This window comes from Microbacterium sp. NPDC089320, from assembly GCF_040684875.1.
Taxonomy (GTDB): Bacteria; Actinomycetota; Actinomycetes; order Actinomycetales; family Microbacteriaceae; genus Microbacterium.
The window spans coordinates 332,839-345,695 of the sequence record NZ_JBFBGY010000004.1 but is presented as its reverse complement, the minus strand read 5'-3'; the positions used below and the strand labels follow the sequence as shown (position 1 = coordinate 345,695).

13 protein-coding genes are annotated in these 12,857 nt (G+C 69.4%); 7 read left to right on the top strand and 6 right to left on the bottom strand.

Features of this window, described 5'->3' with window-relative positions; genetic code table 11:
• Positions 1-13: 13 nt before the first annotated feature.
• Genes AB0N61_RS13515 through dnaK form a run of 4 tightly spaced genes read right to left on the bottom strand, consistent with a single transcriptional unit; the run spans position 14 to position 4,005 of the window.
• Complete coding sequence (locus AB0N61_RS13515; protein ID WP_363364807.1) at positions 14-445, bottom strand: MerR family transcriptional regulator; 432 nt, start codon at positions 443-445, stop codon at positions 14-16.
• A 56-nt stretch (positions 446-501) separates the two neighbouring features.
• Entirely contained in the window at positions 502-1,491 is a 990-nt protein-coding gene (locus AB0N61_RS13510) for a DnaJ C-terminal domain-containing protein (RefSeq protein WP_363364805.1), read from the bottom strand.
• A 7-nt stretch (positions 1,492-1,498) separates the two neighbouring features.
• Entirely contained in the window at positions 1,499-2,140 is a 642-nt protein-coding gene (locus AB0N61_RS13505; RefSeq protein ID WP_167948234.1) for a nucleotide exchange factor GrpE, read from the bottom strand.
• Positions 2,141-2,142: 2 nt separating this feature from the next.
• Positions 2,143-4,005 carry a molecular chaperone DnaK gene (gene dnaK / locus AB0N61_RS13500; protein ID WP_363364802.1) on the bottom strand — a complete coding sequence of 621 codons (1,863 nt, stop codon included), beginning with the start codon at positions 4,003-4,005 and terminating at the stop codon, positions 2,143-2,145.
• A 220-nt stretch (positions 4,006-4,225) separates the two neighbouring features.
• Here dnaK and AB0N61_RS13495 point away from each other — a divergent pair, with 220 nt between their 5' ends.
• From AB0N61_RS13495 to AB0N61_RS13480, 4 genes are read left to right on the top strand one after another with little or no spacing between them, the layout of a single operon-like run.
• On the top strand, positions 4,226-4,951 hold the full coding sequence (locus AB0N61_RS13495) for a CbiX/SirB N-terminal domain-containing protein (RefSeq protein ID WP_363364800.1): 726 nt from the start codon (positions 4,226-4,228) through the stop codon (positions 4,949-4,951).
• On the top strand, positions 4,948-5,724 hold the full coding sequence (gene cobA, locus AB0N61_RS13490) for a uroporphyrinogen-III C-methyltransferase (RefSeq protein WP_363364798.1): 777 nt from the start codon (positions 4,948-4,950) through the stop codon (positions 5,722-5,724). Before AB0N61_RS13495 ends, cobA begins: the two co-directional genes overlap by 4 nt.
• A gap of 34 nt (positions 5,725-5,758) precedes the next feature.
• Positions 5,759-6,718 carry an NAD(P)/FAD-dependent oxidoreductase gene (locus AB0N61_RS13485; protein ID WP_363364796.1) on the top strand — a complete coding sequence of 320 codons (960 nt, stop codon included), beginning with the start codon at positions 5,759-5,761 and terminating at the stop codon, positions 6,716-6,718.
• A 34-nt stretch (positions 6,719-6,752) separates the two neighbouring features.
• Complete coding sequence (locus AB0N61_RS13480; protein ID WP_363364794.1) at positions 6,753-7,439, top strand: hypothetical protein; 687 nt, start codon at positions 6,753-6,755, stop codon at positions 7,437-7,439.
• Between the two features lie 13 nt (positions 7,440-7,452).
• Here the strand turns inward: AB0N61_RS13480 and AB0N61_RS13475 are convergent, their stop codons facing one another.
• Positions 7,453-7,911: a DUF3817 domain-containing protein gene (locus tag AB0N61_RS13475; RefSeq protein WP_363364792.1), complete on the bottom strand. Its 459-nt coding sequence runs from the start codon at positions 7,909-7,911 to the stop codon at positions 7,453-7,455.
• A gap of 70 nt (positions 7,912-7,981) precedes the next feature.
• Between AB0N61_RS13475 and AB0N61_RS13470 the strand changes: the two genes are divergently transcribed.
• On the top strand, positions 7,982-8,899 hold the full coding sequence (locus tag AB0N61_RS13470) for an AraC family transcriptional regulator (protein ID WP_363364790.1): 918 nt from the start codon (positions 7,982-7,984) through the stop codon (positions 8,897-8,899).
• 65 nt (positions 8,900-8,964) lie between these two features.
• Here the strand turns inward: AB0N61_RS13470 and AB0N61_RS13465 are convergent, their stop codons facing one another.
• Positions 8,965-10,170, bottom strand: a complete 1,206-nt coding sequence (locus AB0N61_RS13465; RefSeq protein WP_363364789.1) for an MFS transporter — start codon at positions 10,168-10,170, stop codon at positions 8,965-8,967.
• A gap of 276 nt (positions 10,171-10,446) precedes the next feature.
• On the opposite strand from AB0N61_RS13465, the gene AB0N61_RS13460 reads away from it, so the two are divergent.
• Both AB0N61_RS13460 and AB0N61_RS13455 read left to right on the top strand, forming a co-directional pair.
• A complete protein-coding gene (locus tag AB0N61_RS13460; protein WP_363364787.1) occupies positions 10,447-11,352 on the top strand; it encodes an RIO1 family regulatory kinase/ATPase in 906 nt (301 codons plus the stop codon).
• Positions 11,353-11,437: 85 nt separating this feature from the next.
• Complete coding sequence (locus AB0N61_RS13455) at positions 11,438-12,850, top strand: MFS transporter (protein WP_363364785.1); 1,413 nt, start codon at positions 11,438-11,440, stop codon at positions 12,848-12,850.
• Positions 12,851-12,857 lie beyond the last annotated feature (7 nt).

Below are 12,857 nucleotides of genomic sequence, written 5' to 3'. Positions count from 1 at the left end.
CCGCCTCGGGTTCTCAGCCGCGGCCGCTGCCCGGGTGCCAGAGCACGACTTCGGCCGACCGACGCATGCGACGACCGCTGGGCATCGGGATGACTCCGGCGGACCCGGCGGCGAACACCCGCATGCCGGGCCGGTTCTCACGCTCGGCGCGCAGCGCGGCATCGAGTTCGGCGACGCGACGGCGCAGAATGCGGTTCTCGTCTTCGAGGTCGAGAAGGCGCGCGATCGCGGGAAGGCTGACGCCCTCGGACGACAGTTGGGCGACTTCGCGAAGTTGCTCGACGTTTCGAGTCGAATAGCGGCGCGACCCACCGGACGTCCGGCCCGGCACGACGAGCCCGATCCGGTCGTACTGGCGCAGCGTCTGCGGGTGCAGCCCGGAGAGTCGGGCCGCGACGGCGATCGCGAACACCGGGGTATCGGCATCCATGTGCTGGTCAGCCATGTTCCCTCACCTCTTCCTCGGTGTTCGCGTTCGTCGTCATTCTGTGTTGCGGTGCTCTATCGGCGGGCCTTGGCCATGAGGTCGGCCCGTGGGTTCTCGGAGGGCTCGAGCGACTGGAACTTCTCCAGCGCCTCCCGAGCGGCGTCATCGAGGTGCGACGGCACCGCGATCTGCAGCTCGGCGAGCAGGTCACCCGTGCCCTTCGAGGTGGTGACTCCGCGCCCCTTGACGCGCAGAACGCGTCCGGAGGGCGTGCCGGGCGCGACGCGGAGCTTGACCGTGTCGCCGCTCAGCGTAGGCACCTCGATGGTCGCACCCAGCGCCGCCTCGGTGAAGGTCACGGGCACGACGACGCGCAGGTTGAGCCCCTCGCGGGTGAACACCGGATGCGGCCGCACAGCGATCTGCACCACGACGTCTCCGTTCTCCCCGCCGTCGGGCGAGGGGCGACCGCGTCCGCGAAGCCTGATCTTCTGTCCGTCGGCGACGCCGGCGGGGATCTTCACCTTGAACGGCTTGCCATCGTCGCCCTGCAGGGTGATGGTCTCACCCTGCACGGCGGTGGCGAAGTCGAGCGTTGTGCGCGCCGTGACGTCGGCCCCCTTCTGCGGACCTCCGAATCCACGGAATCCGCCCGAGGTCTGTCCGAACCGGCCGGAGCCGAACGAGCCGCCCTGCCCCTGGTTGAACATCGCGAAGATGTCCTCGAAGTCGGCGGACGACTGCTGCCCGCGCCCCTGCTGCCCGAACCGGCTGAAGATGTCTTCGAAGCCGCCTGCGCCCGCGCCGCCCGCCGTGAAGCGAGCGCCCGAGCCCATCGCGCGGATCTCGTCGTACTCCTTGCGCTGTTCGGCATCGGAGAGCACCGAGTAGGCCTCGCTGATCTCCTTGAACTTGGCCTCGGCCTTCTCGTCACCCTGATTGGAGTCGGGGTGGTACTTGCGGGCGAGCTTGCGGTACGTCTTCTTGAGATCGGCGTCGCTGACGTCCTTCGAGACCCCGAGGGTCTTGTAGAAGTCCTTGTCGAACCAGTCCTGGCTAGCCATCGATCACCTACTCTGCGGGTACGGCGACGACGACCTTCGCGGGACGCAGCTCGACGTCACCGAGGCGGTAACCCACCTCGACGACCTCGAGCACCGTGGTCTTGTCGGCGCCCGGGGTGGGCTGCTGGAAGATCGCCTCGTGACGCTGCGGGTCGAATTCCTCGCCCTTCTCGCCGTACGAGACGACGCCGAGGCGCTCGACGACCGCCCGCACCTTGCCGGCGATCACGGCGAAGGGAGTGCCCTCGACGAGGTCGCCGTGCTGAGCGGCGCGGTCGAGGTCGTCGAGCACGGGGATGAGGCCCTTGGCGGCCTCGCCCTTCGCGCGCTCGATCTCGACCTGACGCTGCTCCTCGGTGCGGCGGCGGTAGTTGGCGTACTCGGCCTGGAGGCGCTTGAGGTCGTTCAGCAGCGTCGACTCCAGGTCGGCGAGCACGGCATCCTCTGCCGCGGCCTCGCCGGTCTGGGTGGCGCCGAGGATGTCGTCGACCGTCAGATCGTCGGGCGCGCCGTCGACCGGCGTCTCGTCGGATCCCTCTGCGGCCGCGGCCTCGCGCGAGTCGGGGTTCTGCGCCGAAGGGCCGGTGCCATGGGCATCCGACCCCTCGCCGCGAACCTCGTCGTCACCGTCGAAGTTCTTGTCCGTCATGATTACTTCTTCTCGTCCTCGTCGTCGACGACCTCTGCGTCGATGACGTCCTCGTCGGAGGAGCTGTCATCGGCCGGAGCCTCGCCCGCGGCGTCGGCGCTCGGAGCGCCCTCTGCCTGGGACTGTGCGTAGATGGCCTCGCCGATCTTGCCCTGCGACTGGTTCAGCTTGTCGAACGCGGTCTTGACGGCCTCGTCGTCTTCGCCGGCCAGAGCCGTCTTCAGCGCGTCGACGTCGGCCTTGACCTCGGTCTTCACGTCTTCGGGCAGCTTGTCGTCGTTCTCGGTGATCAGCTTGTCGATCGAGTACGCGAGCGTCTCGGCCTGGTTGCGGACCTCGGCGGCCTCGCGGCGCGCCTTGTCTTCCGCGGCGTGCTCCTCGGCCTCGCGCACCATGCGCTCGATGTCCTCCTTCGACAGCGACGAGCCGCCCGAGATGACGATCGACTTCTCGGTGCCCGTGCCCTTGTCCTTGGCGGACACGTGCACGATGCCGTTGGCGTCGATGTCGAAGGTGACCTCGATCTGCGGGATGCCACGGGGGGCCGGGGCGATTCCGGTGAGCTCGAACGTTCCCAGCGGCTTGTTGTCGCGGGTGAAGTCGCGCTCGCCCTGGAAGACCTGGATCGCGACGGACGGCTGGTTGTCGTCTGCCGTGGTGAAGGTCTCGCTGCGCTTGGTCGGGATGGCCGTATTGCGCTCGATGAGCTTGGTCATCATGCCGCCCTTGGTCTCGATGCCGAGGCTGAGCGGGGTGACGTCGATGAGCAGCACGTCCTTGCGCTCACCCTTGAGGACACCCGCCTGGAGGGCAGCGCCGACGGCGACGACCTCATCGGGGTTGACGCCCTTGTTCGCCTCTTTGCCGGTCTCGCGCTTGACGAGCTCGGCGACGGCGGGCATGCGGGTCGATCCACCCACGAGCACGATGTGGTCGATGTCGGCCACCTTGATGCCGGCTTCGCGGATGACGTCCTCGAACGGCTTCTTGGTGCGGTCGAGCAGGTCCTTCGTGAGGTCCTCGAACTTCGCGCGGGTGATCGTCTCGGAGAGCGAGACGGGGCCCGACTCGGTCAGCGACAGGTAGGGCAGGTTGATGCTGGTGCTGGTCGAGGAGGAGAGCTCCTTCTTGGCCTGCTCCGCGGCCTCCTTCAGACGCTGCAGGGCGATCTTGTCGCCCGAGACGTCGACGCCCGTGGTCTCCTTGAACTGCTTGATGAGGTGATCGACGAGACGCTGGTCCCAGTCGTCGCCGCCGAGGCGGTTGTCACCGGCGGTCGCGCGCACCTGGATCGTGGAGAAGTCGTCGTCCTTGCCCACCTCGAGGAGGGAGACGTCGAAGGTTCCGCCACCGAGGTCGAAGACCAGGATGAGCTCGTCTTCCTTGCCCTTGTCGAGACCGTAGGCGAGAGCGGCCGCGGTGGGCTCGTTGATGATGCGCAGCACGTTGAGGCCCGCGATCTCACCGGCCTCCTTGGTGGCCTGACGCTCGGCGTCGTTGAAGTACGCAGGAACCGTGATGACCGCGTCGGTCACCGTGTCGCCCAGGTACGACTCGGCGTCGCGCTTGAGCTTCTGGAGGATGCGCGCGGAGATCTCCTGCGGCGTCCACTTCTTGCCGTCGACGTCGAACGACCAGTCGGTGCCGACGTGACGCTTGACGGATGCGATGGTGCGGTCGACGTTCGTGACGGCCTGGCGCTTCGCGGTCTCGCCGACGAGCACCTCGCCGTCCTTCGTGAATGCGACGACCGACGGGGTCGTGCGGAGGCCCTCGGCGTTGGCGATGACCTTCGGCTCGCCACCCTCGAGGACACTGACGACGGAGTTCGTCGTACCGAGGTCGATTCCAACAGCACGTGCCATGTGATTCTCCTTTGTTGCTGAGGTTGTGTGGGTCTGGAAATCCGGGGCGATCAGGGAAACCTGAGTCGCGATGACTCAACTGTACTCCCGCCCCCGGATGCTGTCAAGTGAAGTTGATACGAGGCGGCTCAACTTTGCGGACTCGTCTCCGCACATCGCGCCCACGGCACGGCGAGAACCTCGAAACACCCTCGTCACACGGCTCGCCTACAGTCGCACCATGAGCCGCCCCATCCTGCTCGCCGTCTCGCACGGCACCTCGGACGCCGAAGGGGCCCGAGCGATCGCCGACCTGGTCGCCGCGGTCGATGCGGCCCTCCCCGACGTCGAGGTGCTCAGCGCCTTCGTCGACGTGCAGCAGCCCGACGCCGCCGACCTCCTTCCCACGATCGACGGGCCCGTCGTGGTCGTGCCGCTGCTGCTGTCGCGTGGCTTCCACGTGCATCACGACCTGCACGGCATGGCGGCGAAGAAGCCGGATGCCGTCGTGAGCGACGCGATGGGGCCCGACCCCCGGCTCGCCGAGGTGCTCGCGGACCGCCTCACGGCAGCGGGCGCGGAAGCCGCCGCAACCGCCGACCCGACGCAGCGCGAGCCGGTGGTCCTCGCAGTGGCGGGCTCGCGCGACCCCGCGTCGGTGACGGACGCCGAGGCCATGGCATCCCTGCTCTCGCTGCAGCTCGGCACGGGGGTCGAGCTCGCCTACCTCGCCGCCCGACAGCCCGATCTCCCCGCGTCGACCGCCGCACACCCCGACGCGGTGGTGGCGACGTATCTGCTCGTGAAGGGCTACTTCTTCGACCTTGTGGTCGCACAGGCCGCGGGCCGCACGGTCACCGCTCCCCTGCTCGACGGCACGACGGTGCCGCGCCCCCTGATCGATCTCGTCATCGCCCGATACGACGAGGCGGCGGCCCGACTGCTCGCCGACGCCGCACGCGCATGACCACGGGCACACCCTCTCCAGTCGGCACGAATCACGAAGTCGGCGCGGTCACGCTGGTCGGCGCGGGACCCGGCGATGCCGGCCTGCTGACCCTGCGGGGACTGCGCGCGCTGCAGCAGGCCGATGTGATCGTGGCCGACCGACTCGGGGCTCGCACCGTGCTCGCGCAGCTCGCCGACGACGGAGTCCTTCTGGACGCCGAGGTCGTCGACGTCGGCAAACTGCCCGGCCACCATCCCGTGCCGCAGGACGGCATCAACGCGCTGCTCGTCTCCCTCGCGCGGCAGGGGCGTCGTGTCGTGCGCCTCAAAGGCGGCGACCCGTTCGTCTTCGGCCGCGGTCGCGAGGAACAGCTGTTCTGCGAAGCCGCCGGCGTCCCCGTCGAGGTGGTGGCCGGGGTGACCAGCGCCGTCGCCGTGCCCGGCATCGCCGGCATCCCGCTGACGCAGCGCGGAATCGCGGAGACGTTCACCGTCGTCAGCGCGCACGACCAGATCGTCGCTCTGGGCGGCGGCCGCGATCACACCGTCGTGCTGCTGATGGGGGTCACTACGCTCGGCCATTCTGCGCACGTGCTCGCCGCGGGAGGGCGCGGCGGGGACTGCCCCGTCGCGATCATCGAAGACGGATTCGGCGCACGCCAGCGGGTGACCGTCGGCACCCTCGACACGATCGCCCACCTCGCCGCCGAGCGCCACGTGCGGTCCCCCGCAGTCGTCGTCGTCGGCGACGTCGTCGCGCTCAGCCCGCACTCCGAAGGCTCCCCGAGTTAGGCGACCCTCAGCTCGGAGATGGCAGACTGAGGACGTGCGAACTGCTGACGCCGACACCTATGACGTTCTCGTGATCGGCGGCGGCCCCGCGGGCCTCTCGGCCGCCCTGAATCTCGGCCGATCGCTCATGCGCGTGCTCGTGGTCGACGCCGATCGTCCGCGCAATGCCGCGACGCTGAACTCCCACGGCTTCCTCACCCGCGACGGAGTCTCCCCGCACGAGCTGCGCCGCATGGCCCGCGACGAGCTCGGCGCCTATCCGAACATCGAGGTGCGCACGCGCGTCAGAGTGCTCGAACTCCGCAAGACCGATGCCGGTGCGGATACCGGTGCGGATGCCGGTTTCACGGCATCCGTCGGTCGCAAGGATCCCACCGATGTGGTGACCGCGCGATCGGTGCTGCTCGCGACGGGACTGCGCGAGACGCTCCCCGACGTCCCCAACCTCCGCGGCTTCTACGGCATCAGCCTCTTCAGCTGCGCGGCCTGCGATGCGTGGGAGCTGCGAGGGCGACGCCTCGCCCTCATCGGGGGGACGCCCGACCTCGCCGACCGCGCACGCCTGATCGCGCGGTGGACCGAGAACCTCACGGTCTTCACCCTCGGCGCCGACGCCGTCACTCCCGCCGAGGAGGCCGAGCTCACCGCCTCGGGGGTCGCAGTGCTGCGGCATCCGATCGCCGAACTCGTCGGAGACCGTGGTCGCATCGAGGCGATCAGATTGACCGACGGCACCGTCGTCGCGATCGAGGGCGGGTTCGTGCGCCCCGAGTGGCAGACCGACGTGTCTTTCCTGCGTGGCTTCACACCCGCGATCGACCACGACGGACACCTCGTCACCGACCGATCGGGCCGCACCGACGTCCCCGGGCTCTACGCCGCCGGGGACGCGGCGATCCCCGGCCCGCAGCAGCTGATCGTCGCCGCAGGGGCCGGCGCCAGCGTCGCATCGGTGATCGTCCATGACGCGGTCGGCATCGCGACAGCGCACTGACTCGACGCGCGCCCCGACGGCTAGGCTGACGCGCATGACGCGCATCTCGCAGGTCTCGCCGCTCGTCCGCCTCGCCGCCGCCTCTGTGGTCGCGCTGGCCGTGCTGCCGCTCAGCGGCTGCCTGTATGCGCAGATCCCGGTGAACGTCCCGGACGGTGACGGACCCGACCCCTCACCGACCGCCAGCCCCTCCGCACAGCCCTCCGAGGGATCGTCGGGTGATCTGCCCACCGCCCTCACCTTCGCCGACGGCAATGACATCCCCTCGAGCGCCTACATCCAGTGGGGCGACGGATTCATCGCCGACGACGGCTGGAAGATCGTCGAGCCCGATGACGGCAACGGCGGCTGGACCTACGGCACGGTGGACGACACCTGCACCGCGCAGTTCTGGCAGGGACTCATCTCCGACGTGCCGACCGTGCCGGGCGATGACGGCGTGAGCTCCGACGCGATGCTCGCCGTCATCCTGGGCGAGTCGGATGCCGCCGCGATCACTCCGCTGTCGACCACCGGAGGCTTCAGCTACCAGGTCGGCGGCAACACCGATGTCGAGAACCGGCAGGTCATGGGCGCGGATGCCGACCGGCAGTGGGCGATCGCCGCACGCGCCTTCACCGCGACCGGGGTCGGACTCTACGTGATCGTGGACTGCACCGGCGGCGACATCAACGTGACGATGGCCGAGGTCGTCGACAAGAACGCCGTCGTCATCACCTGAGCCTGAGCCCCGCTCACTTGCCGGGCGGACCGACCGTCAGCAGCACGACATACAGAGCGACGATGCCCGCCGCGAGCAGGATCGCGAGCACCCACGGTCGACGCAGGAACCAGCGCATGAGCCGGTCGTACCAGCGCGCGTCGCGCGGATCGCCCGTCTGCTCCAGACGCCATTCGCCGGCCAGCCGACCGGTGCGGTGCAGCCAGATCTCCATCGGGATCGTCGCGTAGGGCACGATCGCGCTCGCCACGGCGAGGATCGCGACACCGAGGTGCCAGCGCTGATTGAGCGCGACGAGCACGGCGGTCGCCGCGTATGCCAGGAACACGAACCCGTGGATGCCACCGCCCACCGTCACGACGATGCCCGGCGCGCCTGCGGCTCGGGCGATGATCGCCGAGATCAGGAGGGTCCAGGTGATCGCCTCCGCGATCGCGAGAACTCGGAACAGGCGGTCGGGTGTGCGGAACACGGGACTCCTCGGGTGGGGGTCATGCCAGCGTATCCGGAATAGCTATGAGCCCACGGGCGTTGCCGAAGGCATGGTGACCGTCGACTCCGCAGCCCTGGGGCAGGTGCTCGACTCCGTCGACCTCCGCATCGGCGTCGCCCGACGCGTCGCACTCGACACCGGCGGAATCCTGCCGATCCCCTCGGGCGCCGCCACCCTCGTCTACATCGCCTCGGGTTCGGTGCACGGGCACCCGCCGCTGACCACGGGATGCCGCCTCGACGTCGACCGCACTGCCCGGATCGTGGCCGTCGACGACCGCCCGCTGAGCGCGAGCCTCCTCGGGGGCGATGCCTTCCTCACGCTCGGCAGGGAGCCGATCGCTCTGGAGGCGGGCTCTCCCGCGGATCTCGTGGTCGTCGACCTCGAGTTCTCGGACAGCGCATCGATGCTCGCCACCGTGCTCCCCGACCCCATCACGGTCATGTCCTTCGATGCGCTCGAGCCCGCAGCAGCGGCCCTCGCCGGCAGCATGGGGCCGACCGACCCGCCCTCGTATCCGACGCGTCAGGGCGACCCCGTGATCTGCCGGATGATGGCGCAGACCGTGCTGCTCTCGGTGATCCGCGCCTGGGCGGCGAACGGCTGCGCACCGGCCGGCTGGCCCTCGGTGTCGAACGATCCGTTCCTCGACCGCGTCGTCGAGGCGATCCACGAACAGCCCGGCCGCGACTGGACCGTCGAGCGCCTCGCGACTGTCGGCGCGATGTCGCGATCGGTGTTCGCCGAGCGGTTCCGCAGCGCGATCGGACGCTCACCCGCCGACTACGTCACCGAGGTGCGCGTCGATGCGGCGAAACGGATGCTGAGCGAGGGCCGCTCGGTCAGCGAGACCTCGCGGGAGCTGGGCTACGCCTCTGACGAGGGATTCAGCCGTGCCTTCCGACGCCGCACCGGCATGACCCCCTCCGCCTGGCGGGCGTCGCACCTCACCGCCGTCCCGGCCTGAACCCGCCCGCCGCCGCGTGCCCGCCGCACCCGCCGCACCCGGGCGCGCGTGCGGCGAGCGCCGAGTCAGGCGCGAGCCGCGACTGCCGTGCTGCGGCGGTTCGACATCCCGAAGAGCAGGGCGCCGACCAGCAGCGAGACGGCCCCCAGCACGTACACGAATTCGATGTCGAGGGTGTCGACGAGCAGACCGCCGACACCCGCGGCGAGCGCGATGGCTCCCTGGAACCCGACGACCACGAGGCTGCCGCCGGCTTCGAGACGATCGGGGGTGCGGTGGCCCACCCAGGTGTTGATCACGAGCAGCCACGACGAGAAGAAGAAACCCCACACGAGCACGACGATCCCGACGCCGAGGACCGACCCCGAGAGGAAGATCATCGATAGCACGGACACCGCGATCACGAGCGGCGCGAACACCGCGAAGAACGCGAAGGTGCGGTCGATGAAGAATCCGAGTCCGAGGTTGCCGGCGAGGCCCCCGACGCCGAAGAGGGCGAGCAGCAGGATGATCGTGGCCGGCTCGACCTCGGGGATGCGCTCGAGCGCCAGCCGCACGTACGTGTAGGCGAGGAAGTGTCCGAGCACCACGAGCACGTGCCCGACCATGCCGAGTCCGATTCCCGGGCGCCGCAGTGTGTCGATGAGCAGACGGATGCTCGACGCCTGTTCGGCCGGCACCGAGGGCAGCATGAATCGCAGCGCCACCGCCACGAGGACCATGAGAACGCCGGCGATCGCGAACACCGTCTGCCAGTCGACGATCTCGCTGAGCATCACGCCGAGCGGCACACCCGCGACGGTGGCGAGCGAGACGCCCGCAGAGGTGAACATGACGCCTCGGCCGAGGTGCTCGGGGCCGGCGAGCCGCGCGGCGACCGTGATGGACATCGCCCAGAAGGCGCTGATCGCCGCTCCCAGCAGGAACCGCGCGAGGAGCACGATGATCAGGTTGGGCGCGATGGCGACAATGAGGTTCGATGCCGCCGCGGCGAGCGCCATCCAGACGAGCAGTGATCGGCGGTCGAGGCGGGGGAAGATCAGGCCGACCGTGGGTGCGACGACCAGGCCGACGAGAGCGGTCACCGTGACGGTCTGTCCGGCCTGTCCTGGCGTGACTCCGAGCGCGTCGGCCATCTCGGTGAGCACGCCGTTCGGCAGGAACTCCGCCGTGACGAGCAGGAAGCCCATCAGCATGAGCACGATGAGCCCGCCGTAGCGGATGCTCTCGGTGCGGGCGGTCGTCACGGGTACGGGCGCGGTCGTGGTCATGGTTCAACACTCCCAGCCACGGCTCCGTCGCACCCGACGCGGCGTCCCCGGCATCCGACCATTCGTCCGGACCGGCCCGTGGAGCACCGGATCGGGGTCTGGACAGCATCCGCCCGTGCCCGTAGGCTCGACGACGCACCGGGGTTCTCCCGGAAGGTTTGAGCGAGAGGAGTGGATGACATGAACACCGTCTCTGTCGCGCCCCTCGCCGACATCCTTCCTCTCGAGGCCGCCCGCTCCTGATCCGCTGTGGCCTCGCTCTCTCGGAGCCACACCGTGTCTGATCTCTTCGCTTCTTCCGAAGCATCGTCTTCCCGTCTGTCCACCGCGTCGTCCTCCGCAGCCCGGGTCTTCGACGCCTCTCCCTTCGATTCCGTCCCGACGTTCGCCGACGTCGAACCCGGCGACGGCCAGCGCTGGTCCACCTGGCCGGCCATCACCCCGTCAGAGCGCGGGCCGCTCCCCTGGCCCGCCTGGGTCGTGACGAGTGCCGGCGCGCTCGACACCGAGCTCGGCATCCTCAAGACCGGCAAGGAGGCCGACGTCTTCCTCATCGAGCGGGCCGTGCCGGACGACCCCGACCAGCGCGTGCTGCTCGCCGCCAAGCGCTATCGCGACACCGACCACAGCAGCTTCCACCGGTCGGGCGTCTACACCGAGGGCCGCAGCACGAGGAACACGCGCGACACGAGGGCGCTGGCGAAGAAGAGCGAGCACGGCCGGGCGGTCGCCGCGCTGCAGTGGTCGTTCGCCGAGTTCGATGCGCTGTGCCGCATGTGGGAACTCGGCGCCCCCGTGCCCTACCCCGTGCAGGTCAACGGCACGGAGCTGCTGATGGAGTTCATCGGCGATGTGAGCGGTGTCGCTGCACCCCGGCTGGCGGCCGTGCGCAGCGCCCGCGCCGAGCTCGTGGATCTGTACGACCAGATCGTCGACCTGATGCGCGTCTTCGCCGCCGCGGGGTTCGCCCATGGCGACCTCTCGGCCTACAACCTGCTCGTGCACGACGGCCGGGTGCGGGTGATCGATCTGCCGCAGATCGTCGACATCATCGCGAACCCGCAGGGCCTGGATCTGCTGCACCGCGACTGCGTCAACATCTGCGACTGGTTCACCCGCCGCCGCGTCGAGCGCGATGCCGAAGCGCTGTTCGCCGAGCTCCTCGCAGCGTCGTATGCGTGACGACGGTCAGCTGCCGCCCCGGACTGGAACTCCCGCGGCGGCGCGCCGTCACCGTCCGTTCACCGCGCCCCGCCAGACTTCGAGCATGAGTGATTCCTCGCAGAGCGGCGCGGCGCCGGAGCCCGCGGCCACGGCCAACAGCGGCGCCGTCGGAGTGATCGGCCTCGACCTGCAGGGCGAGACCCCGGCCCCTAAGAAGCAGGTCTATTCGTGGGCGCTGTGGGACTGGGCGACGCAGCCCTTCAACACGGTCATCCTCACCTTCATCTTCACGGCGCTGTACCTCACGACCGAGGCGTTCCTGCCTGCCGACATCGCGGCGCTCGACGCGAGCGACCCGATGCGGGAGGCCGCCGAGGCCGACCTCGCCTCGGGTCTCGGCCTGGGGTCGACGATCGCCGGCATCGCCATCCTTCTGATCGCGCCCGTGCTCGGGCAGCGGGCGGATGCCGCAGGGAGGCAGAAGCTGTGGCTCGGCATCGGCACCGGGGCCCTCATCGCGTGCATGTTCGGCCTGTGGTTCGTCGAGCCCACTCCGGCGCTGTTCTGGCTCGGTGTCGCGCTGATCTCGGCCGGATCCGTCTTCGGCGAGATCGCCGCGGTGAACTCGAACGCCATGCTCATCGGCATCGCGAACCCCAAGACGGTCGGGCGCATCTCCGGCCTCGGCTGGGGATTCGGCTACATCGGCGGCATCATCGCGCTCGTGCTCGTGGTCGTGTTCTACATGTTCGACTGGTTCGGCCTGCCGGATGACGGCGGGCTGCCGTTCCGCATCATCGCCATCGGCTGCGCGATCTGGGCGATCGTCTTCTCGATCCCGATCTTCCTCAACGTGCCGGAGCCCTCTCTCGGCCGCCCCGAGCGCAAGGTCGGCTTCTTCGCGTCATACGGACTGCTCGTGAAGGACGTCACGGGGCTCTACCGCAACACCGAGACCCGTCACACGTTCTGGTTCCTGCTGTCGAGTGCGGTGTTCCGAGACGGGCTCGGCGGCGTCTTCGCCTTCGGCGCGGTCATCGCCAGCCAGGTCTTCGACTTCGCGTTCCTCGACCTCGTGATCTTCGGCATCGCGGCGAACCTCATCGCGGGCGTCTCGACGATCATCGCCGGACGCTTCGACGACCGATTCGGCCCCAAGCGCATCATCCTCATCTCTCTCGCCTCCATGGTGATCGCCGGCCTCGCGGTGTTCTTCCTGGTGGATGCGGGCACCGTCGTGTTCTGGGTCGGCGGACTGCTGCTCTGCGCCTTCGTCGGCCCCGCCCAGGCGGCGTCGCGGTCGTTCCTGGCCCGCATCACCCCGGCCGGGCGCGAGGGCGAGATCTTCGGCCTCTACGCCACGACCGGGCGGGCGGCGAGCTGGATGGCATCTGCGGCCTGGACGCTGCTGATCGTGCTGTCGGGCTCGACCGCCTACGGCATCCTGGGCATCGTGCTCGTGCTGATCGCCGGCTTCCTGCTGCTGCTGCCCGTCAAGGCGCCGCAGCGCACCTGAGCGCAGA

Excerpts from the sequence above, each read along its gene's own strand:
- AB0N61_RS13515 (WP_363364807.1), bottom strand. The coding sequence starts at position 445 with ATGGCTGACCAGCACATGGATGCCGATACCCCGGTGTTCGCGATCGCC.
- AB0N61_RS13510 (WP_363364805.1), bottom strand. The coding sequence starts at position 1,491 with ATGGCTAGCCAGGACTGGTTCGACAAGGACTTCTACAAGACCCTCGGG.
- AB0N61_RS13505 (WP_167948234.1), bottom strand. The coding sequence starts at position 2,140 with ATGACGGACAAGAACTTCGACGGTGACGACGAGGTTCGCGGCGAGGGG.
- dnaK (WP_363364802.1), bottom strand. The coding sequence starts at position 4,005 with ATGGCACGTGCTGTTGGAATCGACCTCGGTACGACGAACTCCGTCGTC.
- AB0N61_RS13495 (WP_363364800.1), top strand. The coding sequence starts at position 4,226 with ATGAGCCGCCCCATCCTGCTCGCCGTCTCGCACGGCACCTCGGACGCC.
- cobA (WP_363364798.1), top strand. The coding sequence starts at position 4,948 with ATGACCACGGGCACACCCTCTCCAGTCGGCACGAATCACGAAGTCGGC.
- AB0N61_RS13480 (WP_363364794.1), top strand. The coding sequence starts at position 6,753 with ATGACGCGCATCTCGCAGGTCTCGCCGCTCGTCCGCCTCGCCGCCGCC.
- AB0N61_RS13470 (WP_363364790.1), top strand. The coding sequence starts at position 7,982 with ATGGTGACCGTCGACTCCGCAGCCCTGGGGCAGGTGCTCGACTCCGTC.
- AB0N61_RS13465 (WP_363364789.1), bottom strand. The coding sequence starts at position 10,170 with ATGACCACGACCGCGCCCGTACCCGTGACGACCGCCCGCACCGAGAGC.
- AB0N61_RS13455 (WP_363364785.1), top strand. The coding sequence starts at position 11,438 with ATGAGTGATTCCTCGCAGAGCGGCGCGGCGCCGGAGCCCGCGGCCACG.